This is a genomic window from Microbacterium sp. K41 (genome assembly GCF_004794395.1).
In the GTDB taxonomy this organism is placed as follows: domain Bacteria; phylum Actinomycetota; class Actinomycetes; order Actinomycetales; family Microbacteriaceae; genus Microbacterium; species Microbacterium sufflavum.
The window spans coordinates 1-24,040 of sequence record NZ_SSDO01000113.1 but is presented as its reverse complement, the minus strand read 5'-3'; the positions used below and the strand labels follow the sequence as shown (position 1 = coordinate 24,040).

General features: G+C 69.9%; 23 protein-coding genes. 12 read left to right on the top strand and 11 right to left on the bottom strand.

Going from position 1 to position 24,040, the window contains the following annotated elements:
* The 5 genes from DW309_RS02400 to DW309_RS02380 form a co-directional block, all read left to right on the top strand.
* Nucleotides 1-762 (top strand): mannitol dehydrogenase family protein (locus DW309_RS02400; protein ID WP_446724623.1); only part of this gene is annotated, 762 nt, incomplete at its 5' end.
* Nucleotides 763-857: 95 nt separating this feature from the next.
* Nucleotides 858-2,150, top strand: coding sequence for a flavin-containing monooxygenase (locus tag DW309_RS02395; RefSeq protein WP_136044448.1), 1,293 nt, complete (start codon nt 858-860; stop codon nt 2,148-2,150).
* Nucleotides 2,147-3,097 (top strand): bile acid:sodium symporter family protein, encoded by a 951-nt coding sequence (locus tag DW309_RS02390; protein ID WP_136030355.1) that lies wholly within the window; start codon nt 2,147-2,149, stop codon nt 3,095-3,097. The genes DW309_RS02395 and DW309_RS02390 overlap by 4 nt, the downstream gene beginning before the upstream one ends.
* On the top strand, nt 3,097-4,053 hold the full coding sequence (locus DW309_RS02385) for an SDR family oxidoreductase (RefSeq protein WP_136044447.1): 957 nt from the start codon (nt 3,097-3,099) through the stop codon (nt 4,051-4,053). Before DW309_RS02390 ends, DW309_RS02385 begins: the two co-directional genes overlap by 1 nt.
* Before the next feature lie 10 nt (nt 4,054-4,063).
* Nucleotides 4,064-4,810, top strand: coding sequence for an alpha/beta hydrolase (locus DW309_RS02380; RefSeq protein WP_168387147.1), 747 nt, complete (start codon nt 4,064-4,066; stop codon nt 4,808-4,810).
* Between the two features lie 10 nt (nt 4,811-4,820).
* On the opposite strand, the gene DW309_RS02375 is transcribed toward DW309_RS02380, so the two are convergent.
* From DW309_RS02375 to DW309_RS02330, 10 genes are all read right to left on the bottom strand, one after another.
* Nucleotides 4,821-5,672 (bottom strand): carbohydrate kinase family protein, encoded by an 852-nt coding sequence (locus DW309_RS02375; RefSeq protein WP_240753104.1) that lies wholly within the window; start codon nt 5,670-5,672, stop codon nt 4,821-4,823.
* A gap of 3 nt (nt 5,673-5,675) precedes the next feature.
* Complete coding sequence (locus tag DW309_RS02370) at nt 5,676-6,797, bottom strand: polysaccharide deacetylase family protein (protein ID WP_136044446.1); 1,122 nt, start codon at nt 6,795-6,797, stop codon at nt 5,676-5,678.
* Between the two features lie 2 nt (nt 6,798-6,799).
* Nucleotides 6,800-7,915: an adenosine deaminase gene (locus DW309_RS02365; RefSeq protein WP_136044445.1), complete on the bottom strand. Its 1,116-nt coding sequence runs from the start codon at nt 7,913-7,915 to the stop codon at nt 6,800-6,802.
* Nucleotides 7,916-7,965: 50 nt separating this feature from the next.
* A complete protein-coding gene (locus DW309_RS02360) occupies nt 7,966-9,258 on the bottom strand; it encodes a thymidine phosphorylase (protein WP_136044444.1) in 1,293 nt (430 codons plus the stop codon).
* On the bottom strand, nt 9,255-9,713 hold the full coding sequence (locus DW309_RS02355) for a cytidine deaminase (protein ID WP_281733603.1): 459 nt from the start codon (nt 9,711-9,713) through the stop codon (nt 9,255-9,257). The genes DW309_RS02360 and DW309_RS02355 overlap by 4 nt, the downstream gene beginning before the upstream one ends.
* A complete protein-coding gene (locus tag DW309_RS02350; protein ID WP_136036306.1) occupies nt 9,679-10,965 on the bottom strand; it encodes an ABC transporter permease in 1,287 nt (428 codons plus the stop codon). Before DW309_RS02350 ends, DW309_RS02355 begins: the two co-directional genes overlap by 35 nt.
* A complete protein-coding gene (locus DW309_RS02345) occupies nt 10,962-12,281 on the bottom strand; it encodes an ABC transporter permease (protein WP_136044443.1) in 1,320 nt (439 codons plus the stop codon). The genes DW309_RS02350 and DW309_RS02345 overlap by 4 nt, the downstream gene beginning before the upstream one ends.
* Nucleotides 12,278-13,792 (bottom strand): ABC transporter ATP-binding protein, encoded by a 1,515-nt coding sequence (locus tag DW309_RS02340; RefSeq protein WP_136044442.1) that lies wholly within the window; start codon nt 13,790-13,792, stop codon nt 12,278-12,280. The genes DW309_RS02345 and DW309_RS02340 overlap by 4 nt, the downstream gene beginning before the upstream one ends.
* A gap of 106 nt (nt 13,793-13,898) precedes the next feature.
* Nucleotides 13,899-15,011, bottom strand: coding sequence for a BMP family lipoprotein (locus DW309_RS02335; protein WP_136030376.1), 1,113 nt, complete (start codon nt 15,009-15,011; stop codon nt 13,899-13,901).
* A gap of 149 nt (nt 15,012-15,160) precedes the next feature.
* Nucleotides 15,161-16,276 carry a mannose-1-phosphate guanylyltransferase gene (locus DW309_RS02330; RefSeq protein ID WP_136030378.1) on the bottom strand — a complete coding sequence of 372 codons (1,116 nt, stop codon included), beginning with the start codon at nt 16,274-16,276 and terminating at the stop codon, nt 15,161-15,163.
* 227 nt (nt 16,277-16,503) lie between these two features.
* Here DW309_RS02330 and sdhC point away from each other — a divergent pair, with 227 nt between their 5' ends.
* The 6 genes from sdhC (at nt 16,504) to DW309_RS02300 (ending at nt 22,159) form a co-directional block, all read left to right on the top strand.
* Nucleotides 16,504-16,938 (top strand): succinate dehydrogenase, cytochrome b556 subunit, encoded by a 435-nt coding sequence (gene sdhC, locus DW309_RS02325; RefSeq protein WP_136030381.1) that lies wholly within the window; start codon nt 16,504-16,506, stop codon nt 16,936-16,938.
* Nucleotides 16,938-17,378 (top strand): succinate dehydrogenase hydrophobic membrane anchor subunit, encoded by a 441-nt coding sequence (locus DW309_RS02320; RefSeq protein ID WP_136030382.1) that lies wholly within the window; start codon nt 16,938-16,940, stop codon nt 17,376-17,378. The genes sdhC and DW309_RS02320 overlap by 1 nt, the downstream gene beginning before the upstream one ends.
* A gap of 19 nt (nt 17,379-17,397) precedes the next feature.
* Nucleotides 17,398-19,224, top strand: coding sequence for a succinate dehydrogenase flavoprotein subunit (gene sdhA, locus DW309_RS02315; protein WP_136030384.1), 1,827 nt, complete (start codon nt 17,398-17,400; stop codon nt 19,222-19,224).
* A gap of 2 nt (nt 19,225-19,226) precedes the next feature.
* Complete coding sequence (locus tag DW309_RS02310) at nt 19,227-19,994, top strand: succinate dehydrogenase iron-sulfur subunit (RefSeq protein WP_136030386.1); 768 nt, start codon at nt 19,227-19,229, stop codon at nt 19,992-19,994.
* Between the two features lie 101 nt (nt 19,995-20,095).
* Nucleotides 20,096-21,310: a YihY/virulence factor BrkB family protein gene (locus DW309_RS02305; RefSeq protein ID WP_136030388.1), complete on the top strand. Its 1,215-nt coding sequence runs from the start codon at nt 20,096-20,098 to the stop codon at nt 21,308-21,310.
* A 9-nt stretch (nt 21,311-21,319) separates the two neighbouring features.
* Nucleotides 21,320-22,159: an exodeoxyribonuclease III gene (locus DW309_RS02300; protein WP_136030390.1), complete on the top strand. Its 840-nt coding sequence runs from the start codon at nt 21,320-21,322 to the stop codon at nt 22,157-22,159.
* Nucleotides 22,160-22,190: 31 nt separating this feature from the next.
* Here DW309_RS02300 and DW309_RS02295 read toward each other — a convergent pair whose 3' ends face one another.
* A complete protein-coding gene (locus tag DW309_RS02295; protein WP_136044441.1) occupies nt 22,191-22,862 on the bottom strand; it encodes a DUF4166 domain-containing protein in 672 nt (223 codons plus the stop codon).
* A 60-nt stretch (nt 22,863-22,922) separates the two neighbouring features.
* Between DW309_RS02295 and trpS the strand changes: the two genes are divergently transcribed.
* Nucleotides 22,923-23,927 carry a tryptophan--tRNA ligase gene (gene trpS / locus DW309_RS02290; RefSeq protein ID WP_136044440.1) on the top strand — a complete coding sequence of 335 codons (1,005 nt, stop codon included), beginning with the start codon at nt 22,923-22,925 and terminating at the stop codon, nt 23,925-23,927.
* The last annotated feature ends 113 nt before the right edge of the window (nt 23,928-24,040 follow it).

Below are 24,040 nucleotides of genomic sequence, written 5' to 3'. Positions count from 1 at the left end.
GAGGTCGCCGCGGCCGCCGGGTCCGACGCCGAGGCCCTGCTGTCGCGCGCGGTGTTCGCGAACACCGCGGTGGACCGCATCGTGCCCGCGCAGCCCGAGGGCGCGGGCGTCGACGTCACGGTGGAGCCGTACGTGGAGTGGGCCATCGAGTCGGGGCCGTTCGGGGACGCGCCGCCGCACATCCCGGGGGCGCACTTCGTCGCGGACCTCGCGCCGTACATCGAGCGCAAGCTGTTCACGGTGAACACGGGACACGCCGCGACCGCGTACTTCGGCGCTCGCGCGGGCATCGAGCGCATCTCCGACGCGCTGGCCGACCCCGACATCGCCGCCCGGGTGTCTGCGGCACTGCAGGAGACATCGGCCGTGCTCGCGGCGGTGCACGGTCTCGATCCGGCCGAGCTCGCCGCGTACCGCGCCACGATCCTCGACCGGTTCCGCAACCCGGAACTGGTCGACACGGTGCAGCGCGTGGGGCGGCAGCCGCTGCGCAAGATCTCCCGCCACGAGCGTTTCATCGGCCCCGCCGCGATGGCCGCGGAGCGCGGGCTGCCGACCGGGGCCCTGGTGGCCGCCGTCGCCGCCGCTCTCGAGTTCGACGACCCCGCGGATGAGCAGTCCGTCGAGCTCCAGGCGCTCCTGCGCAGCGAGGACGCCGGAGCGTTCACGACCCGCGCCACCGGACTCGACCCCGAACACCCGCTGTACGACGTGGTGCGCGAGGTCGTCGCCGCCCGGCAGGCCGTCCTGCGCGACACCTGATCCGCCGCCGCGACCGTCCACGACGCGCCCCCGCGCACCGCTACGATCGGTGCGCGGGGGCGTTTTTTCGAGCACAGCGACGTGCGGGGAGCGGGATGAACAGATACGCCGTGATCGGCGCGGGGCCATCGGGCCTGGCAGCAGCCAGAGCGCTGCAGAAGCGCGGCATCGCCGTGGACGGGTACGAGGCGTCGCACGGCGTCGGCGGCCTGTGGGACATCGACAACCCGCGCAGCACCATGTACGAGTCCGCGCACCTGATCTCCTCGCGCACCACGACCGAGTTCGCGGAGTTCCCGATGCGGACCACCGCGGACTACCCGGGGCACCGCGTGCTCAAGGAGTACTTCACCGACTACGCCGAGCACTTCGGCCTGACAGGGCTGTTCCGCTTCGACACGGCCGTGTCCAGGCTCGAACCCCGCGACGGCGGCTGGGACCTCACCGCGACGGGACCGGACGGCGAGCACACCCGGTGGTACGCGGGCGTGGTGCTCGCGAACGGCACGCTCGCCACGCCGAACGTCCCCTCGTTCCGCGGTGCGTTCACGGGCGAGCTGCAGCACACCAGCGCGTACCGGTCGCCGCAGCAGCTCGCGGGGAAGCGCGTTCTGCTGATCGGCGCGGGCAACTCGGGGTGCGACATCGCCGTCGACGCCGTGCACCATGCGGCGTCGGTCGACATGAGCGTGCGCCGCGGCTACTACTTCGTGCCGCGCTACCTGTTCGGGCGTCCCAGCGACACGCTCAACCAGGGCCGACCGCTGCCCGCCCGGCTCAAGCAGGCGATCGACACCCGGGTGCTGCGGGCGTTCACGGGCGATCCGGTACGGTTCGGCTTCCCCCGGCCCGACTACCGGCTGTACGAGTCGCACCCGATCGTGAACACGCTCGTCCTGAACCACCTCGGCCAAGGCGACCTGCGCATCCGACCCGACATCGACCGCTTCGACGGCTCCACGGTGCACTTCCGCGACGGGAGCGCGGACGACTACGACCTGGTCCTGCTCGCCACCGGCTACCGCCTCGACTACCCGTTCGTCGATCCGGAGCACCTGCACTGGCGCGGGGCGGCCCCGAGGCTGTTCCTGAACGTGTTCCCCTCCTCCTTCAACGGGCTGTTCGTGATGGGCATGATCGAGGCGTCGGGGATCGGGTGGCAGGGGCGCTACGAGCAGGCCGAGCTCCTCGCCTCCTACCTGCACGCGGTGGAGACGGCTCCCGAGCGCGGCGCGCGATTCCGCGAGCGGGTGACCGGGGCCCCGTGGCCGGACGTGACCGGCGGCTACCACTACCTCGGCCTCGACCGGATGGCCTACTACGTGAACAAGGACGCCTATCGCCGCGCGGTCCGGCAGGAGCGGCAGTCGCTGGAGGCCGGGGCGTGAACGTCGACGACGTGGTGCTCTCCTTCACCCCCGGCACGCTCACGATCCTCAACGTGGTGCTCGGCCTGATCATGTTCGGCATCGCGCTGGACACGTCACCGCAGGACTTCCGCGTCGTGGCGAAGCACCCGAAGCCGTTCGCGATCGCGATCCTCGCCCAGCTCCTGCTGCTCCCCGTCGCGACGTTCCTGCTCACGCTGGTGCTGCCCGTCCCGCCGTCGATGGCGTTGGGGATGCTGCTGGTCGCGTGCTGTCCGCCCGGCAACATCTCGCAGGTGCTCACGCATCGCGCGGGCGGCAACGTCGCGCTGTCCGTGTCGCTCACGGCGGTCGGCAACCTGGTCTACATCGTCGCGATGCCGCTGAGCATCACGTTCTGGGGGTCGCTGCACCCGACCGCACGCACGCTGCTGCGCGACATCTCGCTCGACCCGTGGCGCATGCTGCTCGAGATCCTGCTGATCGTCGGTCTCCCGTTCGCCCTCGGGCTGCTGCTGCGGGCGAAGCTGCCGGGGGTGAGCGCGCGCGTGCAGCCCTTCGTGAAGTGGTTCAGCCTGCTCGCACTGCTGGGCTTCATCGTGGCCGCCCTGATCGGCAACTGGACGGTGTTCGTGCAGGTGCTCGGCATCATCCTCCTGGTGGTCGCCGTGCACGATGCGGTCGCGCTGGCCCTCGGTTACGGCACGGCCGTGGTCGGCGGACTGGGCACCCGCGAGCGCAAGGCCATGACCTTCGAGGTGGGCATCCGCAACGCCGGGCTCGGCCTGGGCCTGGTCTTCCTGTTCTTCGACGGGCTGGGCGGCATGGCCATCGTGGCGGGCTGGTGGGGCATCTGGGACATCATCGCCGGACTCGTGCTCGCCGGACTGTGGGCGCGGCACACCCGACGGCGGACCGGAAGCCCCGACGGCGATGCGAGTGGTCGCATGAGCATCGAGGCGGCCTGATGCGGCGGGTGCTGATCACGGGCGGTGCGGGTTTCCTCGGCACGCACGTCGCGAGCGCCCTCGCGCGCCGTGACGACGTGGAGCTGGTCGTAGCCGCGGATGTGCGGGACACCCCCGCGCGGGACGGCGTCGTGAACGCGCTGCTCGACGTGACCGATGCCGCAGCCGTCGCGCCCCTGCTGCGCGCCCACCGGATCGACACCGTGGTGCACCTCGCCGCGATCGTGAACCCGGGTCGCGACGTCGACCGGGAGTACCGGGTCGATGTGATCGGCTCCGCGAATGTGCTCGCCGCGTGCGTCGAGACCGGCGTACGTCGGATCGTCGTGTCGAGCTCGGGCGCCGCGTACGGCTACCACCCCGACAACCCTGCCTGGATCGACGAGAGCACGCCTCTGCGCGGCAACGACGCGTTCCCGTACGCGCGCCACAAACGGCTGGTCGAGGAGATGCTGTCCGACTGCCGGAGCGAGCACCCCGGACTCGAGCAGGTCGTGTTCCGCATCGGGACGATCCTCGGTCCGACCGTGCGGAATCAGATCACCGCGCTCTGGGACGGGCGGCGCATCCTGCGCATCGCGGGCTCCGACTCCCCCTTCGTGTTCGTCTGGGTCGACGACGTCGCGACGGCGATGGTGCGGGCGGCGACGGACGGACCGGCCGGGGTGTTCAACGTCGCCGGAGACGGGCGTCTCACGGTGCCGCAGATCGCCGCGCGGCTCGGCAAGAGACAGCTCGTGGTCCCCGCGTGGGCACTGGACGCGGCGCTCCGCCTGGGACGGATCCTCCGGCTCACCGAGCACGGGCCGGAGAAGGTGCCGTTCCTGCGCTGGCGGCCCGTGCTGTCCAACCGCCGACTCATCGAGGATTTCGGCTTCACGCCCACGCGCACCTCGGCGGAGGCGTTCGAGGAGTACCTGGCCACGCACCCCTCCGTCTCCCGCCGACGGGAGTAGCGTTGCCTCCGTGCAGAAGAAGCCCCGCCGCCGCATCCTGAGACGTGTCCTGTGGGCTCTGGCCATCGTGCTGGTCCTCGCGATCGGCGGTGTGCTCGCCTACACCCAGATCGGGGTCATGCCGGCCGAACCGGGTCCGCTCGCCGAGGTCCGTGACAATTCGGCGATCACCATGACCGACGCCGACGAAGGCATCGTGCTGGAACCCGCCGACGGCGACTCGGAACGGGGCCTGGTGTTCATCCCGGGCGCCAAGGTCGATCCGTGGGCCTATGCGGCCCCGCTCCAGGGCCTCGCCGAGGAGGGCATCACGGTCGTCATCACCCGGCCGTGGTTGAACCTCGCGTTCTTCGACCCCCGCGGCCTGGACGACTTCACGTCCGCGGCGCCCGATGTCGAGTCCTGGGCCGTCGGCGGCCACTCCCTGGGCGGCGTCCGCGCCTGCCAGCTCGCCACCGCAGCCGATGCCCTGGTGCTGTTCGCGTCGTACTGCGCGAACGACCTGTCCGATTCCGAGCTCCCGGTGCTCAGCGTGGCCGGGAGCGAGGACGGCCTGTCCACTCCGGAGAAGATCGCCGATGCGCGGCCGATGCTCCCGGCCGACGCCGAACTCGTCGAGATCGACGGCGCCTCTCATGCCTCGTTCGGCGATTACGGGCCACAGGCGGGCGACGGTGAGCCGACCCTGTCCGAGGAGGAGATGCGCGCGCAGCTCACCGACATCGTGGGCGGGTTCCTGCTGTCGGTTCCCCGCTGACCGGCACCTCTCAGCCGAGGACGGGGTCGAGCAGCGGGTGCAGGTGCCGGGTGCCGAGCACGAGCGACGCCGTCCGCGCCCCGGCCTCCAGCGCGGCGGCGAGCCCGGCTCCGCCCAGTCGGGCGTCCAGCACGCCGGCGAGGAACGCATCGCCTGCGCCGTTGGTGTCGACGACCGTGGTGGGCACCGCGCGCACGCGCACCTCGGTCCCGTCCGCATCGATCGCCACCGCGCCGTCCGCGCCGAGCGTGCACACCGCGAGCTGGGCGCCCGCGTCGACCGTGGCCCGCAGGAACTCCACCGGAGAGTCCAGGCGGTCGGCGTTGCAGAACACGGCATGCGCGGCGGCGAGGAACGGCCGGTGGAACGCGGCCGTGCCGTCGTAGTCGTGCACGTCCACCCAGAGCGGCGTGCCGCTCCGCCGTGCCAGCGGGAGCAGGCGCAACGGTTCAGCGGCCAGGTCGAGCACGACCGCGTCCGCCACCGCCAGCTCTGCCGCCAGGGCCGCATCGTCGCGCCCGTCGCCCGCCTCCGGCGTCGCCAGGTACAGCGACACGCGCTCCCCCGCCCTCGTCATGAGGTTCAGGTGGCGCTCCGTCACGCCGTCCGACCAGTGCACGGGCACTCCGGCAGCGGCCAGGGCGTCGCGCACCCGCCGGCCGTCGTCGTCCGACCCCGCGATCGCGTGCAGCGCCACCGCGCGCCCGAGCCCGGTCACGCTCAGCGCCTTGCCCGCACTCGTGCCGCCGACCGTCTCCCAGCTGTCCTCGGCGAACTGCATGTGCGGTTCCGGCTCCGGCAGCCGGTCGAGCACGACGATCCTGTTCCAGGCGGCGGGACCGACGATGACGACCGCGGCCACGCGTCAGCCGATCCGCGACACCAGGGCGTCGAGCCCCATGCCGTAGTCGATGCGCACCACGGGAAGCGCGAGCTTGTCCGTACCGATCTGCACGTACCCGGGCTCGATCGTCCGCGCCATCTCGAAGCCGGCCTGCGCCACGCCCTGCTTCGCCGTGTCGTTGTAGTGTCCGAAGGGGTAGGCCATGACCTCGCGGACGCCCAGCACGTCGCCCGAGGCGTTGAGGTCGGCGGCGATCTGATCGGCCGTCCAGTTCACCATCCGCCCCTTGCCGTTCTCCCCCGCCTGGTGCATGTCGTTGGTGTGCGAGCGCCGCAGCACGTAGATCGACGGGGGCGGATCGGTCCGGTAGGCCGTGATCATGAACGAGGTCGACAGCAGGCGGTACTTGTCGATCACGGGCACGGCGAGGTCGAACCAGCTCTGGTCGGCGTCGTCGTCCGTGATGATGACCGAGCGCGCGGGCAGGAACAGCCGGCCGTCGATGAACGCGCTGAGCTCGTCCCACGTCGGCAGGTAGAAGCCCGTGGTGGCGATGTGGTTCATCTGTGCGTCGAAGTCGCCGATGTAGGCGTAGTTCCCGCGCAGCCAGCCTGTCTCCCCGTCCGGGTTCGATGTGAACTGGTGGTACATGAGGATCGGCACGCGCGTGCCCTCCGCCGCGTTCTCCTCCGGCGTCTTCCAGGCCGCGAACAGCTCGATCCGCTGGTCGTCGCACACCACGGGGTCGGCGCCGTTGACGCGGGCCTCCGGAGTGAAGGCTGCCGCGTCTGCCGCCGTCGGGTACCACCCGGCGAACACCTTCCCCGCCACGGCCGGGATCGGCAGCGCGACGTACAGGCCGTTCTGCCACTGCAGCTGCGGATCCGCCGGGGCGCCCTCGCCGGCGAAGCTCACGGCACACGCCAGCGGGTTGTCGGCGTCGGCCAGCAGCTGCTCGACCGCGGTCAGCGGCGTCGGCGACGGCGACGGCTCGGGGCGCGGCGACTCCGTCCGCGCCGGTGCCGCCTCGGCCGCCCCCCGGTTCAGCAGCAGGTATGCCACCGCGCCACCCCCGACCACCAGCACGGCGGCGAGCGAGATGATCAGTGCGACGCGCCCCCGTCGCTTCCCCCCGGAAGCCACGGTCAGGCGTCGAATCCCTCGGCGATCATCTCCACGAGCTCCTCGCGTTCCTCGACGGGGAGGAACGCGGCGGCCGCGGCGTTGAACTGGAAGGTCTCGAGGTCGTCGAGGTCGTAGTCGAACGTCTCCACCAGCAGCGCCAGCTCCCGCGTGAGCGAGGTCGCGCTCATGGTGCGGTTGTCCACGTTCACGGTGACCGCGAAGCCCAGCTGGTAGAGCAGGTCGAACGGGTGGTCGGCCAGCACGTTGCCCCAGGCTGCGACGGCCCCGGTCTGCAGGTTCGACGACGGCGACAGCTCGAGCGGGATCTCGCGGTCGCGCACCCAGCGGGCGAGCTCGCCGAAGCGCACCTGCACCTCGTCACCCTCCTGCGTGACGACCTCCAGGTCCTCCGCGATGCGCACACCATGGCCCAGCCGCAGCGCGCGCCCGTCGAGCAGCGCCGAACGGATCGATGCGAGTCCGGCGGCCTCTCCCGCGTGAACGGTCACGGGGAAGAAGCTCTCGGCGAGGAAGTCGAACGCGGCGCGGTGGTTCGACGGCGGGAAGCCGTCCTCCGGCCCGGCGATGTCGAAGCCCACGGCACCGCGGCCGCGGAAGTCGACCGCGAGCTCCGCGATCTCCCTGGCGCGGTCGGTGTGCCGCATGGCGGTGATCAGCTGGCCGATGCGGATGCTGCGACCGTTGCGGTCGGCGGCGTCCTCGCCCTCCTCGATGCCCTGCTGCACGGCCTCCACGGCCTGTTCCAGCGTGAGCCCCGCGGCCTGGTGCTGCTCGGGCGCCCAGCGCACCTCTCCGTAGATCACGCCGTCGGCCGCGAGATCCTGCACGAACTCGCGCGCGACCCGGGTGAGCCCCTCGCGCGTCTGCATGACGGCCGTCGTGAGGTCGAACGTCTTCAGGTATTCGACCAGCGAGCCGGAGTCGCTCTGCTTCGCGAACCAGGTGCCCAGCGCGCGCGGGTCGTTCTCCGGCACGTCGAGCCCGATGGCGTCCGCGAGTTCGATGATCGTCGCCGGCCGCACGGCCCCGTCGAGGTGGTCGTGCAACGACACCTTGGGCAGGCTCCGCAAGGAGACGCCGTTCAGGCTGGCATCGCCGTTCGCATCGATCGACATGGGGATCCTCTCGGTCGCGGGACTTCGGTTTCAGGCTACCGTCCGCGGCCTCAGGCCGTGATACGCTCGCGGACGATCGGCCCAGCCTCCGGGGCCCGGTCGCCGAGCTCCCACGCCCCCTCCAGCGCCTCGATCGCGCGGGGGAACCGTGCCTCGTCGGCCGCGGACAGGGTGAACAGCGGCTGCCCGGCGGTCACGCGGTCGCCCGGCTTGGCGTGCAGGTCGATGCCGGCCTCGTGGATGACCGGATCCTCGGCCCTGGCCCGCCCGGCACCGAGGCGCCACGCGGCGATCCCGAAGGGCAGCGCGTCCATGCGCGTCACGACACCGTCGGACGCGGCGGTCACGACGTGCGTCTCCCTCGCGACCGGGAGCGCGGCGTCGGGGTCGCCGTCCTGCGCGCGGATCATGGCCTTCCAGCTGTCCATCGCGCGGCCGTCGTCGAGAGCGGCCTCCACGTCGGCGTCGGGCTGCCCGGCGAGGGCGAGCATCTCCCTGGCGAGGGCGACGGTCAGTGCCCGCACGTCGGCCGGGCCTCCGCCCGCCAGGATCTCGACGGACTCGCGCACCTCGTTGGCGTTGCCGATCGCGCGGCCCAGCGGCACGTTCATGTCCGTGAGCAGCGCGGTCGTGGCGACTCCGGAGTCGGTGCCCAGTGCGACCATCGTGCGTGCGAGCTCCCGCGCGCGGTCGATGTCCTGCATGAAGGCGCCGGAGCCGAACTTCACGTCGAGCACGAGCGCGTCGGTGCCCTCGGCGATCTTCTTCGACATGATGCTCGACGCGATCAGCGGGATCGCCTCGACCGTCCCCGTCACGTCGCGCAGCGCGTACAGCTTCTTGTCGGCGGGGGCGAGGCCGGAACCCGCGGCGCAGATCACCGCCCCCACGTCGCCCTGCATCTGGGCGAACATCTCCTCGTTGCTGAGCGCGGCGCGCCAGCCGGGGATCGCCTCGAGCTTGTCGAGCGTGCCCCCGGTGTGACCGAGGCCGCGTCCGCTGAGCTGCGGAACGGCCACGCCGAACGAGGCCACCAGCGGTGCGAGCGGCAGGGTGATCTTGTCGCCGACACCACCCGTGGAGTGCTTGTCGACCGTGGGCTTGCCGAGGGTCGCGAAGCTCATCCGCTCGCCGGAGGCGATCATCGCGTCGGTCAGCACGCGGATCTCGTCGCGCTCCATGCCCCGCTGGAACACCGCCATCGCGAACGAGGCCATCTGCGCGTCCGAGACGTAGCCGCGCGTGTACGCGTCGACCATCCAGCGCAGCGCCGGCTCCGGCACCGCCCCGCCGTCGCGCTTGGCGCGGATCACATCCACGGCGTCGAACGGCTCAACGGTCATCGTGCGTCCTCCAGGTCGCGCGGCCCGAACGCATCGGGCAGCACCTCGTCGATCGTGCGGATGCCGGAGACGGTCTCCAGCAGCATGCCGGGCACGGCGTGTTCGTACAGCAGCTGGCGGCACCGGCCGCACGGCATGATCGTGTCGCCGTCGTTGTTGACGCACACGAACGCCACGAGCTGCCCACCGCCCGACATGTGCAGGTCGCCGACGAGCGCGCACTCCGCACACAGCGTGACGCCGTACGAGGCGTTCTCCACGTTGCAGCCCGCGACGATGCGTCCGTCGCTGACGAGGGCGGCCGCTCCCACGCGGTAGCGCGAGTATGGCGCGTACGCCTTCGTCATCGCGTCGGCGGCGACCTGGCGCAGCTCGTCCCAGTCGATGTCGGTCATGACGGTCGTTCCTTCTTCCTGCGTCCTACGACTTGATGTACGGCTTGCCGTCGGCGGCAGGTGCCTTGATCTGCCCGGCGAACCCGGCGACCGCAAGCAGCGTCACCACGTACGGCAGCATCAGCATGAACTCGCCAGGGATCGGCGTCTTCAGGATCGACAGCAGGTTCTGCAGGTTCGTCGCGAAGCCGAACAGCAGTGCCGCCAGCGTCGCCCTGATCGGGTCCCAGCGGCCGAAGATCACCGCGGCGAGGGCGATGAAGCCGAGTCCCGCCGTCATGTCCTTGCCGAACTGCGGCACCGAGACGAGCGTGAAGTACGCACCGCCCATGCCCGCGATCGCACCGGCCAGCAGCACGTTCCAGAACCGCGTCGGGTTGACCTTGATGCCCACCGTGTCGGCGGCCTGCGGGTGCTCACCGACGGCGCGGAGCCGCAGCCCCCAGCGGGTCCGGTACAGCCCCCACGCGACGACGGCGACCGTGAGGAACATCAGGTAGCCGATGAACGTCTGGTTGAACAGCACGGGACCGATGATCGGGATGTCGCTGAGCAGCGGGATCTCGATCCGCGTGAACCGCACCGGCGTGTTCAGCTCGGCCTCGTTGGGTGCCAGGAGCGCGCCGTACAGGAACCCGGTGAGACCGGTGACGAGCACGTTCAGCACAACACCGACGATGACCTGCTCGACGAGGTACTTGATCGCGAACGCGGCGAGGACGCTGGCGACCAGCACGCCGCCGACCATCGCGCCGATCAGACCCACGAACGGGTTGCCGGTGATGCTCGACAGCAGGGCGGCCGAGAACGCGCCGAGCAGCAGCTGCCCCTCGATGGCGACGTTGACCACACCGGCGCGCTCGCCGATCACGCCGCCGAGGGCACCGAACACCAGCGGGACCGACAGCGACACCGCGCCGAACAGCAGGCTCGTGACGGGGACGAGGCCGCCCGCGGACGCCCACACCAGGAACCCGAACACCGCGAACACACCGTAGGCAGCGACCAGCCAGAGCGAGGTCGGACGATACACCCATGCCCGCAGGAACGAGGCGACCGTGATCACGACCAGCACGGCGAACACGAACCAGAAGGTCGACGAGGTGGGCAGGGCCACGTCGGGCAGTGCGAACGCCGACGACTGGTCGGAGAGCCGGAAGGTGCTGGTGCCGCTACGGGGTACCGCGAGGAACAGCAGCGCGAGCAGCACGGTCAGCACGGCGAGCACGATGGGCGCCTTGAGGTGGCGCTCCTTCACGGTAGCGAGCTGGACGGTGCCGTCTGCGGCCTCCGTCTGTGCGAGCGACATCATGCCGTCACCGCCTTCTTCGCGGCCTTGGCTCTCGCCTTGGCGGCCTTCTCCGCGTCGGACTTGGGCAGGAAGAACACGGTGCGCAGCAGCGGAGGCGCGGCGATGAACAGCACCACGAGCGACTGCACGACCAGCACGATGTCGACCGGGATGTCCTGCGCCTGCATCGAGAACGATCCGGCCTTGAGCGCGCCGAACAGGATGCCGGCGGCGAACGTGCCCCACGCGCGGCTGCGGCCGAGGAGGGCGACGGTGATCGCGTCGAAGCCGATGCCCGCGTCGATGGTCTCGGTGACGCCGGTGGTCACGGCGCCCTGCAGCTGGTTCATGCCCGCGAGTCCGGCGAGGCCTCCCGCGAAGAGCATCGCGTAGACGTAGATGCGCTGCACGCTGATGCCGGCGGCGCGGGCGGCGTGCGGGTTCTCGCCCACGGCGCGCATGCGCAGGCCGAGGGAGGAGCGCTCGAGGAGCCACCAGACGAACAGCGTCGCGATGATCACGATCACGAAGCCCACGTCCAGCAGCGGGAACTGCGGGCCCAGCAGCGTCGGGAACTGCGCCGACTCGGGTGTCGGCGAGCCGAGCGCCTGGTTCGTGCCCGGCTTCTGCAGCAGGCCGGGCGTCCGGATCATCCACAGCAGCAGGTAGTACGCGATGTAGTTGAGCATGATCGTGAGGATCACCTCGTGCGCACCCGTGCGGGCCTTGATGAGACCGGCGATCGCACCCCACAGCGCCCCGCCCGCGATGCCGGCGAGGAGCGTGACGGGCAGGTGCAGCCACAGCGGCAGGTCGAGGGAGAAGGTCAGCAGCGCCGCGACCGCGACACCGATGAGCATCTGGCCGCGCGCACCGATGTTGAACAGACCGACGCGGAACGCGAGCGCCACGCCGAGACCGGCCGCGATGAGCGGCGCGGCGAAACCGAGCGTGTTCGTCAGCGGACGGATCTGCGCGGCGAAGTCGGCTCCGCGGGCGTTGAAGATCGCGCCGCGGAAGAGCGCCTCGTAGCCGTTGTAGACGGCGTTCCAGGCCGCCGCCAACGTGTCGGTCGGACGGGCTAAGAAGTACCCGGACGCCTCCTGCACGTCTTCGTTCGTGAAGGCGATGAGGATGCCGCCCACGATGAGCGCGAGCACGATCGCCAGGATCGTGGTGACGGCGCTCCCCCGCAGGATCTCCTTCAGGACGACGTTCGCGCGGGGAGGCGGCGGGACGTCGGAGGGGTCGCGCGGCACCGGGCCGGTGCTCGTGGCGAGCTGTTCGGGTGGGAGCCCCTTGGTCGCGTCCCCTGCGCCTGGTGTCGCTCCGCTCACGCGGCCACCTCTCCTTCGGCCGCACCGGCCATCATGAGTCCGAGTGTCTCCCGGGGCGTGTCACCCGGGACGATGCCGACGATCGTGCCGCGGTACATGACCGCGATCCGGTCCGCGAGAGCTGCGACCTCGTCCAGCTCCGTGGAGACCACGACGACGGGGATCCCGGCGTCGCGCGTCTCGATGATCCGCTTGTGGATGAACTCGATCGAGCCGACGTCGACGCCGCGAGTGGGCTGCGCCGCCACGAGCAGGCGCAGGTCGCGGCTCATCTCCCGGGCGATGACCACCTTCTGCTGGTTTCCACCCGACAGCGTGCCCGCCGGGGTGTGGGGCCCCTGCGCGCGGATGTCGTACTCCTTGATGCGCTCGCGCGCGAACTCCTCGAGCACGGCGCGCTTGAGCGTGCCGGCGCGACTGAACGCCGGGTCGTCCGAGCGGTCGAGCACCAGGTTCTCGGCGACCGAGAACCCGCCGACCAAGCCGTCCTCCGTGCGGTCCTCCGGGACGAACCCGACACCCGCGTCGAGGATGGCGCGCACGCTCTTGCCGACCAGCTCCTTGCCGTCGAGCACGATGCTGCCCTCGACGCGCGCCGCGAGACCGACGATGGCCTCCACGAGCTCGGTCTGGCCGTTGCCCTGCACGCCGGCGATCGCGAGCACCTCGCCCGGTCGCACGGTGAAGTCGACGCCGTCCACGACGATCGCGCCGCCCGGGGTGAGCACCCGCAGTCCGGACACCGCCAGCCCGCCCTCGCCGAGTCGCGGCGCCTCCTTGTGCACCGTCAGCTCGACCGCGCGGCCGACCATGAGCGAGGCGAGCTCCGCGTTCGACGCAGTCGGCGACGCCTCCCCCACGATCCGGCCGAGGCGGACGATCGTGATGGTGTCGGCGACCTCCCGCACCTCGCGGAGCTTGTGGGTGATGAACACGATCGCGGTGCCCTCGTCGCGCAGCTGCCGCATGATGCCCATGAGCTCATCAGTCTCCTGGGGGGTCAGCACCGCGGTGGGCTCGTCGAACACGAGCACCTTCGCGTCGCGCGAGAGCGCCTTGATGATCTCGACCCGCTGCTGCACGCCGACGGGCAGGTCGCCCACGATCGCGTCGGGGTCGATGTCGAAGCCGAAGCGCGCGGCGACATCCCGCACGTGCTGGCGGGCCTTCGCGATGTCGAGGGTGCCGAGCGCCTTGGTCTGCTCGTGGCCGAGCATCACGTTCTCGGCGACCGTGAACACCGGTACGAGCATGAAGTGCTGGTGCACCATGCCGATCCCCGCAGCCATCGCGTCACCCGGGCCGCGGAAGTGCTGCACCTCGTCGTCGAGGAGGATCTCTCCCTCATCGGCCTGGTACAGGCCATAGAGGACGTTCATGAGGGTGGACTTCCCCGCGCCGTTCTCCCCGAGGAGGGCATGGATCTGCCCCGGTTCGACCACCAGATCGATGTGGTCGTTGGCCACGAGGCTGCCGAATCGCTTGGTGATGCCGCGAAGTTCGAGCTTCATATCTGCACCTTATCCAGAAGTGTCATTCAGGAGAATCGTCGTCCGTCCACGGCACGGGGCGAGTGGCAGCCTGCTCACCACTCGCCCCGTGTCGGACCGTTTCAGATCACGGCGAGTTCTTCGACTCCACCGTGATGTCGCCGGAGATGATCTGCTCCTGCAGCGTCTTCAGCTCGTCCATCAGGCCCTCGGGCAGCTGGGACTCGAAGTCGCCGAAGCCGGACAGCTTGACGCCCTCGTTCTCGAGCGTCCCGACGTAGGGCTCCGGGTCGAAGTCGCCCTTGGCGGCCGCGATCGTCGCGTCGTGCACAGCCACGTCGATGGCCTTCATGATCGACACGAGGGTCATGCCCGCAACACTCGGGTCGGCAACCGCGAGGTCGCTGTCCACGCCGAGCATCAGGGTGTCCTTGCCGCTGTCGGTGATGGCCGCCGCGGCGCTCTGGTAGACGGGGCCACCGACCGGGAGGATCACGTCGACGCCCTGGTCGAGCACGCCCTGAGCGGTCTGCTTGGCGGTGTCGTTCGCGTCGAAGCCACCCGTGAAGGAGCCCTCCTGCGTCGCCGCATCCCATCCGAAGACCTGGACCGAAGCCGACTTGTCCTCGTTGTACTTCTCGACACCGAGCTGGTAGCCGTCCATGAACACGGCGACCGACGGGATCTGCATGCCGCCGAAGGTGCCGACCTTGTTCACACCGCTCTGCGCCGACCACGCCGCGGCCGCGTAGCCGCCGAGGTAGGCGGCCTGAGCCGTGTCGAACACGAGGGGCTTGATGTTGGGCGCGTCGACCTCGCCGTCGAAGTCGTTGTCGGCCCAGTCATCGATGATCGCGTAGTCGATCTCGGGGTTCGCGAGCGCCGACTCGACCGTGGCGGCCGACAGCTTGAAGCCGACCGAGACGATGAGCGAGCAGCCCTCGGACACCGCGGTCTCGAGGTTCGGCGCGTAGTCGTTGTCGTTCGCCGACTCGAACTCGAGCGGCTTGATGTCGAGCTCCTCGGCGGCGCTGTCCATGCCCTCCTTGGCCGACTGGTTGAACGACTTGTCGTTCCAGCCGCCCGCGTCGGAGATCAGGCAGGGCAGGAAGTCGGAGTCGGCCGGCTTGTCCGATCCCCCGGCCTCGTCGGTCGGTGCCTGGCCGCAACCGGCGAGCGCGAAGATGACGCCCGCGGCGACGGTCGCGCCGAGAAGCTTCTTGGTGGTGGAGATGGTCAACTCATGCCTCCCTCAACGGAACCGCGACCATCGCGGATCGATCAAAGTTACCTAGTGTTTCAGCCTTCGTGCACGCACGTCGCCCCCGGCGCTGGCGAAAGGTTACAAAGCTGAAATCAACCCACCCGATGAGCACCGATCACTGCTCATCAGAGCACGTCGCCCTGTCCGTTCAGCTTCAGCGACTCCACGACGCCCTTCACGCGCTGCGCGTTCTCCACCGTCGTGACGAGAAGCGCGTCGGGGGTGTCGACCACGACGATGTCCTTGACGCCGACGAGGCTGATGACGCGGGAGGTCTGGCTGACGAGGATGCCGCTGGCGGCATCCGTGAGCACCCGCGCCCGCGGCCCGAGAACGGCGAGGTCGTTCTTCCTGCCGTTGGTGATGAGCTTGGTGAGCGACGCGAAGTCGCCGACATCGTCCCAGTCGAAGTGCCCGGGGACGACGGCGAGGCGACCACGACGCGCGGCGGGCTCGGCGACCGCGTAGTCGATCGCCGTCTTCTTGAGGCGAGGCCAGATGCGGTCGACGACCGGGCCCCGTCGCTCGCGATCGTCCCACGCCTCGGCCAGTTCGAGCAGCCCGGCGTGCAGCTCCGGCTCGTTCGCGGCGAGCTCGTCGAGCAGGACGCTCGCCTTGGCGATGAACATGCCCGCGTTCCACAGGTAGCCCCGGTCGGCGAGGTACGCCTTGGCCGTCTCCAGGTCGGGCTTCTCCACGAAGCTCTCGACGAGCGCGGCCTCACGGGCACGCTCGACGACGAGCTCGGAGCCCTTCTTGATGTATCCGAAGCCGACCGCGGGCTCCGTGGGGGCGATGCCGATCGTGCAGATGTACCCCTCGCGAGCGACCTCGACCGCGTCTCGCACCGCGAACTCGAACACGCGCGTGCCGCGGATGACGTGATCGGCGCTGAACGAGCCGATGATCACATCGGGGTCGCGCCGGTGCAGCACGGCGGCGGCCAGTCCGATCGCCGCGGCGGACTCGCGCGGCTCCGACTCCAGGAACACGTTCAGATCGGCGATGCCGGGCAGCTCGGCCTCCACCGCCGCCCGGTGCGCCCGTCCCGTGACCACCGCGATCCGATCGGGTCCGGCGAGGGGCTCGAGGCGGTCCCACGTGTCGCGCAGCAGCGAGTGGCCGGAGCCGGTCAGGTCGTGCAGGAACTTCGGCGCATCCGCCCGGGAGAGCGGCCACAGCCTGCTGCCGATGCCTCCGGCCGGGATCACCGCGTAGAAGTCCTCGATGGGTTCGCTCACCCGGCCAGCGTACCCAGCCGGCCCGCTCGGTCCCCGTGAGCCGCTCCGCGGCGACGCGGTCCCGACCGGATCCGGGCGGCGCCCGCTGGTTAGGGTCCCCTTCGTCGCCCACGGCCTTCTCACAGGAATAGGATGGAGGGCGATCGGGCGTGCCTGCCCCTCCCCAGCACTTCGAGGGGTCGAGACGGCGCACGCGACCGAGTCACATCGATCCAGGGAGGACGACCGTGTCCACAAGCGCTCGCTTGACACCGTCGATTTCGGAAACCACGTCCAAGACCCCCCGCGGCACCCTCTACCGGGGTCGCGAAGGCATGTGGTCGTGGGTGCTTCACCGCATCACCGGAGTCGCCATCTTCTTCTTCCTGTTGGTGCACGTGCTCGACACGGCGCTCATCAGGGTGTCGCCGGAGGCGTACGACGCGGTCATCGGCACGTACAAGAACCCGGTCATGGCGCTCGGCGAGGTCGTGCTCGTGGCCGGCATCGTGTTCCACGCCATGAACGGTCTGCGCATCATCGCCGTGGACTTCTGGTCGAAGGGCGCCAAGTACCAGCGCCAGCTCTTCTGGGGCGTTCTGCTCGTCTGGGGCATCATCATGGCCGGCTTCGTGCCCCGCCACCTGATGCTCGCATTCGCCGGCTTCGGAGGAGGACACTGATGAGCGCTCAGACCGCCGTCGCCCCCGCCCGCCGTCAGCGCGGGGTGAACCTGGAGAAGTGGGGCTGGGTCTTCATGCGCGTGTCGGGCGTCGTGCTCGTCGTGCTGATCTTCGGCCACCTCTTCGTCAACCTCATGCTCGGCGAGGGCATCCACGCCCTCGACTTCGCGTTCATCGCCGGCAAGTTCGCCACGCCGTTCTGGCAGTGGTGGGACGTGCTGATGCTGTGGCTCGCGCTCATCCACGGCGCCAACGGCATGCGCACGATCGTGAACGACTACGTGACCAACGCCACCGCCCGCAAGGCACTCGTGTGGGCACTCGGGCTGGCCGCCGGCCTGCTCATTATCCTCGGCACGCTGGTCGTCTTCACGTTCGACCCCTGCCTGGGTGTGACCGAGTCCAGCACGCTGTGGGAGACCTGCCAGGCGCAGGGCTAGAAGAAGAGGCATACGAGAAGTGACTACCCAGACCCAGGATTCCGTCGTCCGTGACGGCGTGCACTACCACCAGTTCGACATCGTCATCGTGGGTGCCGGCGGCGCCGGGATGCGGGCGGCCATCGAGGCGGGCCCCGGCGCGAAGACGGCCGTGATCTCGAAGCTGTACCCGACGCGCTCGCACACCGGTGCCGCGCAGGGCGGCATGGCGGCGGCGCTCGCGAACGTCGAGGAGGACTCCTGGGAGTGGCACACCTTCGACACGGTCAAGGGCGGCGACTACCTCGTCGACCAGGACGCGGCGGAGATCCTCGCGAAGGAAGCCATCGACGCGGTCATCGACCTCGAGAACATGGGCCTTCCCTTCAACCGCACGCCCGAGGGCAAGATCGACCAGCGTCGCTTCGGCGGTCACACGGCCGAGCACGGCAAGACCCCGGTCCGCCGCGCCTGCTACGCCGCCGACCGCACCGGTCACATGATCCTGCAGACGCTGTTCCAGAACTGCGTCAAGCTCGGCATCAACTTCTTCAACGAGTTCTATGTGCTCGACCTCATCACCGTGAAGGACGAGGCGGGCAAGACCCAGATCGCCGGCGTCGTCGCCTACGACCTCGCCACGGGTGAGCTTCACGTCTTCCAGTCCAAGGCCGTCATCTTCGCGACCGGCGGCTTCGGGAAGATCTTCAAGACCACGTCGAACGCGCACACTCTCACGGGCGACGGCGTCGGCATCGTCTGGCGCAAGGGCCTCCCGCTGGAGGACCTCGAGTTCTTCCAGTTCCACCCGACCGGACTCGCCGGACTCGGCATCCTCCTCACCGAGGGTGCCCGCGGTGAGGGCGCGATCCTCCGCAACGCCTCGGGCGAACGGTTCATGGAGCGATACGCCCCCACCATCAAGGACCTCGCGCCGCGTGACATCGTCGCGCGCTGCATGGTGCAGGAGGTCGCGGAGGGCCGCGGCGCCGGACCGCACAAGGACTACGTGCTGCTCGACTGCACGCACCTGGGTGCCGAGGTGCTCGAGACCAAGCTCCCCGACATCACCGAGTTCGCGCGCACGTACCTGGGCGTCGACCCGGTCGTGGAGCCCGTCCCCGTGATGCCGACCGCGCACTACGCCATGGGCGGCATCCCCACCAACAACAACGGCGAGGTGCTGGCCGACAACGACACCGTGGTGCCCGGCCTGTACGCCGCCGGCGAGTGCGCGTGCGTCTCGGTGCACGGCGCCAACCGCCTCGGCACCAACTCGCTGCTCGACATCAACGTCTTCGGCAAGCGAAGCGGCCGCAACGCCGTGGAGTACGTCAAGACCGCCGAGTTCGTTCCGCTCCCCGAGAACCCCGCCGCGTTCGTCTCCGGCATGCTCGAGGACCTGCGCAACAACCAGGGCACCGAGCGCATCGCCGTGCTGCGCAAGACGCTGCAGGACGAGATGGACAAGGGCGCGCAGGTGTTCCGCACGCACGAGTCGCTGCAGCACGTGCTGGGCGTGATCGCCGAGCTGCGCGAGCGCTACAAGAACGTGCACGTCGACGACAAGGGCCACCGGTTCAACACCGACCTGCTCGAGGCCGTGGAGCTGGGCTTCCTGCTCGACATCGCCGAGGTCGTCGTCTACGCGGCGCAGAACCGCGAGGAGAGCCGCGGCGGTCACATGCGCGACGACTTCCCGAAGCGCGACGACGAGAACTACATGAAGCACACCATGGCCTACCTGACGGGCGACCCGCACTCGTCGGACCCCAGCGACCACATCAAGCTCGACTGGAAGCCCGTCGTGTTCACCAAGAACGACAAGGGCGAGTTGAACTACCCGCCGATGGAGAGGAAGTACTGACCATGTCGAACGCCATCGCCGAAGCCCCCGCGGAGACGACCGAAGACACCGGCATCCAGTCCTTCATCGTCACGTTCAACATCCGCCGGTTCGACCCCGAGGTCGACGCCGAGCCGCACTGGGTCGACTACGACGTGGAGCTCTACTCCACCGACCGCGTGCTCGACGCCCTGCACAAGATCAAGTGGGAGGTCGACGGTTCGCTCACGTTCCGCCGCTCCTGCGCCCACGGGATCTGCGGCTCCGACGCCATGCGCATCAACGGACGGAACCGCCTCGCCTGCAAGACGCTGATCAAGGACCTCGACATCTCGAAGCCCATCTACGTCGAGGCCATCAAGGGTCTGCCGCTGGAGAAGGACCTCGTCGTCGACATGGAGCCGTTCTTCGCGTCGTACCGCGAGGTGCAGCCGTTCCTCGTCGCGAACTCCGTGCCGGAGAAGGGCAAGGAGCGCCTGCAGACCATCGCCGACCGCGAGGTCTTCGACGACACCACCAAGTGCATCCTGTGCGCCGCGTGCACCTCCTCGTGCCCCGTGTTCTGGACCGACGGTCAGTACTTCGGCCCGGCGGCCATCGTCAACGCGCACCGCTTCATCTTCGACTCGCGCGACGACAACGCCGCCGTGCGCCTCGACATCCTCAACGACAAGGAGGGCGTGTGGCGGTGCCGCACGACCTTCAACTGCTCCGAGGCGTGCCCCCGCGGCATCGAGGTCACGAAGGCGATCGCAGAGGTCAAGCAGGCGGTCCTTCGCGGACGCCCCTGAGGCATCTCCTCCCCCGCGCGAAGGGCGGCTCCGACTGCGGAGCCGCCCTTCGCGCGTCTCGGAGGCGTCCCGGCGTGGGGCGCCTTGGATAGGGTGGGGTCGTGTCCGACCCCACTGGTGCCGCGACCGAGCCCGGTCGTCTCGATGCGGCGGTCGAGCGCGCGACCGCGCTGACGCAGCGCACCCTGGGACTATTCCCGGTGCGGGTGTGGCGACACTTCCTGCAGCACAACGGCTTCCTGCTCGCCGCGGGCGTGAGCTATCAGGCGCTGTTCGCCATCTTCGCCGCGGTGTACCTGGCCTTCGCCATCGCCGGTCTCTGGCTGGGCGGCAGCGAAGATGCAGTCAACGGCCTCATCGACATCATCAACAACTACATCCCGAACCTGATCCTCGATCAGGGCGGCGTGTTCACACCGCAGCAGGTGCAGGAGATCGCCTCCAACACGACCGGCGTGCTCGGCGTCACCGGCCTCATCGCCCTGGGCACGGTGATCTGGACCGCGATCGGCTGGGTCACCTTCTCCCGCCGCGCCGTGCGAGACATCTTCGGGCTCGAGCCCGACCGCCGCAGCTACCTGCTGCTGAAGGCCCGCGATCTGCTCGCGGCCCTCATCTTCGGGGTGGCCCTGATCCTCGGGTCGGCCCTCAGCTCGGCCAGTGCGGCCGTGCTGCGCTGGCTCCTCACCCTCCTCGGGTGGGACTCCGGATCGGACGGGCTGAACCTCAGCATCCGGATCGGGACCGTGCTCGTGTCCTTCGTGCTCCTGACCGGGGCCCTGGCCGCGATGGTGCGATTCCTCACCGGGACCTCGCTGCACTGGGGAGTGATCTGGCCGGGCGCACTCCTCGGCGGTGCGGCCATGACCGTGCTGCAGTTCGGTGTCGGCTTCCTGCTGAGCTACACGCCGTCGAACCCTCTCCTGGCCACGTTCGCGATCTTCGTCGGACTGCTGCTGTGGTTCCGCGTGAACGGCGTCGTGATGCTCGTCGCGGCGTCGTGGATGGCGGTGACGGCGCAGGACCGCGACCTGCCGCTCCTCGCCCAGACCGAGGCGGAGCGCCGCATCGACGAGCACCGGGCGCTGCTCGTCGCCGCGCGCATCCGAGCCCGAGACGCGCAGGCGGAGCGCGATGCCGCCCCCTGGTACCGCGTGTGGGCGACCGAGCGGGCGCTGCGCCGCGCACGGGAGGAAGTGGCGCACCTCGAGGCCACTGCCCCGCCCCCGCTGCCGGCGGGTTCCCCACTGGCACAGCGTCTGCTCACGGAGCTCAACCACCGCCAGGACCGCGGTGATGTCGGAGGCGCTCGTTAGGCTGGAGGAATGCCTCATCTGCGTATCGCCACGGTCAATGTCAACGGGATCCGAGCGGCGGCTCGCAACGGGATGAGCTCGTGGCTCGACGCGGCGGACATCGACATCCTCACCCTGCAGGAGGTCCGCGGCCAGGACGAGCACATCGAGGCCGCCCTCCCCGGATGGACCTTCGTGCACGACGAGGCGACGGCGAAGGGGCGCGCAGGCGTCGCGATCGCCAGCCGCCTCCCCGCCGTCGCTTCCCGCACCGACTTCGGGCCGGAGGACTTCGATTCGAAGGGTCGCTGGATCGAGGCCGACTACGTGATCGGCGACCGGCCGCTGACGGTGGTCAGCGCCTACGTGCACTCGGGCGAGGCGGACACCCCGAAGCAGGACGAGAAGTGGAAGTTCCTCGACGCGTTCGAGGCCCGACTCGCGTCGCTGAACACCGACGGCGCCCTCGCCCTCGTCACGGGCGACCTCAACGTCGGCCACCGCGAGCTCGACATCAAGAACTGGCGCGGGAACCGCACCAAGGCCGGCTTCCTCCCGCGGGAACGCGCGTACTTCGACCGGTTCCTCGGCGAGGCGGGCACGTCGATCACGGGGACCGATGGCTCGGTCGGCACCGGCCTCGGCTGGGTCGATGTCGGGCGCCGCTTCCACGGTGAGGTCGACGGTCCGTACACGTGGTGGTCCATGCGCGGGAAGGCATTCGACAACGACTCCGGGTGGCGCATCGACTACCACCTCGCAACTCCCGCTCTCGCGGAACGGGTCGAGGCTTACCACGTCGCCAGGGCCGCCGCCTACGACCAGCGCTGGAGCGACCACGCACCGGTCGTCGTCGACTACTCGTACTGAGGGCACCTCACCCCGGAGACGGATCGGCTCGCTAGGAGCCGGGCTGCGAGCCGGGCTGCGCAGCAGCGTGCCGGTCCTGTTCGCGGTACCACCCGCGGTACTCCAAGACCGTTCCCAGCACCGGGTTCACCGCGCGCATGTCGATCGTGCGACGACGGTGCTCCTCGTCCCAGCCGTCCACGAGATCGACGTGCACGCCGAGGGGTCCGCGGAGCGCGACCCGTCGACCGCACAGACGCAGCGCGACCCGCACCGTGCTCATGCGGAGGAACCCCTCCGGTGTCACGGAGCACGCCTCGATCAGCTCGACCCGACCGCGCGAGCCGAGGAGGTTGCGCACCAGCCCAGGGCGGACGCTCACGGTCAGACGGTCGGCGATCTCCTGCGCACCGCGGGAGAAGCCGAACACGCGGACGGAGTCGAGCGTGGCACGCCCCGACGGAGACCGCCCGGACACCGTCATCAGCGTGAAGGGCACCGCGCGGCCCCGGGCGGTGACGAGCAGACGCGGGCCCACGACGGGACGGGCGAGCGCCGACCATCGACCGAAGCGGCTTCCCGCGATCGTGAACACCCCCTCCGCGTGACCGACGGCCGAGGGGCGACGGAACGAGGCGAGCAGTTCCGGATGCAGTCGCTCCGCCTCCGCTCCGAGGGCGTCGAGCAAGACCTGGCCTCGTGCGGGCGGGGGTGTCTCGGTCATGCCGCCAGCGTAGGCGACGGCCGCGCGGAGGGCCGCGCGACGGGCGCATAGGATTGACGGGTGAACAAGCCTCGTCTCTACTCCGGAATGCAGCCCTCCGCCGACTCCCTCCAGATCGGCAACTACATCGGCGCTCTCCTGCAGTGGCGAGAGCTGCAGAACTCGTACGACGCCTTCTTCTCCGTGGTCGACCTGCACGCCCTGACCGTGGCCCAGGAGCCGGCGGAGCTGCGGGAGAAGACGCGCCGGACGGCTGCGCAGTACATCGCAGCGGGCATCGAGCCCTCGCAGTCGACGCTGTACGTGCAGTCCCACGTGCGCGCACACGCCGAGCTGGCCTGGATCCTCAGCACGATCACCGGTTTCGGCGAGGCCGGTCGCATGACGCAGTTCAAGGACAAGTCCGCCCGGTACGGCGCTGACGCGACCAGCGTCGGACTCTTCACCTATCCAGTGCTCATGGCCGCGGACATCCTCCTCTACCAGACCGACGTCGTGCCGGTCGGCGACGACCAGAAGCAGCACGTCGAGCTCACGCGCGACCTCGCCGAGCGCTTCAACACGCGCTTCGGTCCCACCTTCACGGTGCCGATCCCCGTCATCCAGAAGGAGACGGCACGGATCTACGACCTGCAGAACCCGACCGCGAAGATGTCGAAGTCGGCGGAGAGCGACGCCGGCGTCCTGTGGATGCTCGACGACCCGGCCAAGTCGGCCAAGAAGATCATGCGGGCCGTGACCGACAACGAGGGCTCGGTGCGGTTCGACCGCGAGAACAAGCCCGGTGTCTCGAACCTGCTGACGATCTACGCAGCCCTCACCGGTCGGCAGATCGCCGCGATCGAGGACGAGTACGCGGGCCGTGGCTACGGAGACTTCAAGAAGGGCCTGGCAGAGGTCGTGGTGGCGGAGTTCGGGCCGGTGCGGGAGCGCGCGCTCGAGCTCCTCGACGACCCGGCCGAGCTCGACCGCATCCTCGCCGCGAACGCCGCCCGCGCGGACGCCGTCGCCGATGCGACGCTGTCCGACGTGTACGACCGCGTCGGACTGCTCCGGCGGGTCTGACGGCTGCGGTGCCCGGGGGCGAGGACGGCAGCGCCTCTAGGATGGGGGGCGTGACCGATCCCCAGCTGCCTCCTCCCCCCGGCGCACGCTCGACCCCCGACGGACCCCCGCCG

Excerpts from the sequence above, each read along its gene's own strand:
- DW309_RS02320 (WP_136030382.1), top strand. The coding sequence starts at position 16,938 with ATGAGCGCTCAGACCGCCGTCGCCCCCGCCCGCCGTCAGCGCGGGGTG.
- DW309_RS02385 (WP_136044447.1), top strand. The coding sequence starts at position 3,097 with ATGCGGCGGGTGCTGATCACGGGCGGTGCGGGTTTCCTCGGCACGCAC.
- DW309_RS02310 (WP_136030386.1), top strand. The coding sequence starts at position 19,227 with ATGTCGAACGCCATCGCCGAAGCCCCCGCGGAGACGACCGAAGACACC.
- DW309_RS02350 (WP_136036306.1), bottom strand. The coding sequence starts at position 10,965 with ATGATGTCGCTCGCACAGACGGAGGCCGCAGACGGCACCGTCCAGCTC.
- DW309_RS02295 (WP_136044441.1), bottom strand. The coding sequence starts at position 22,862 with ATGACCGAGACACCCCCGCCCGCACGAGGCCAGGTCTTGCTCGACGCC.
- DW309_RS02365 (WP_136044445.1), bottom strand. The coding sequence starts at position 7,915 with ATGTCGATCGATGCGAACGGCGATGCCAGCCTGAACGGCGTCTCCTTG.
- DW309_RS02300 (WP_136030390.1), top strand. The coding sequence starts at position 21,320 with ATGCCTCATCTGCGTATCGCCACGGTCAATGTCAACGGGATCCGAGCG.
- DW309_RS02360 (WP_136044444.1), bottom strand. The coding sequence starts at position 9,258 with ATGACCGTTGAGCCGTTCGACGCCGTGGATGTGATCCGCGCCAAGCGC.
- DW309_RS02340 (WP_136044442.1), bottom strand. The coding sequence starts at position 13,792 with ATGAAGCTCGAACTTCGCGGCATCACCAAGCGATTCGGCAGCCTCGTG.
- DW309_RS02395 (WP_136044448.1), top strand. The coding sequence starts at position 858 with ATGAACAGATACGCCGTGATCGGCGCGGGGCCATCGGGCCTGGCAGCA.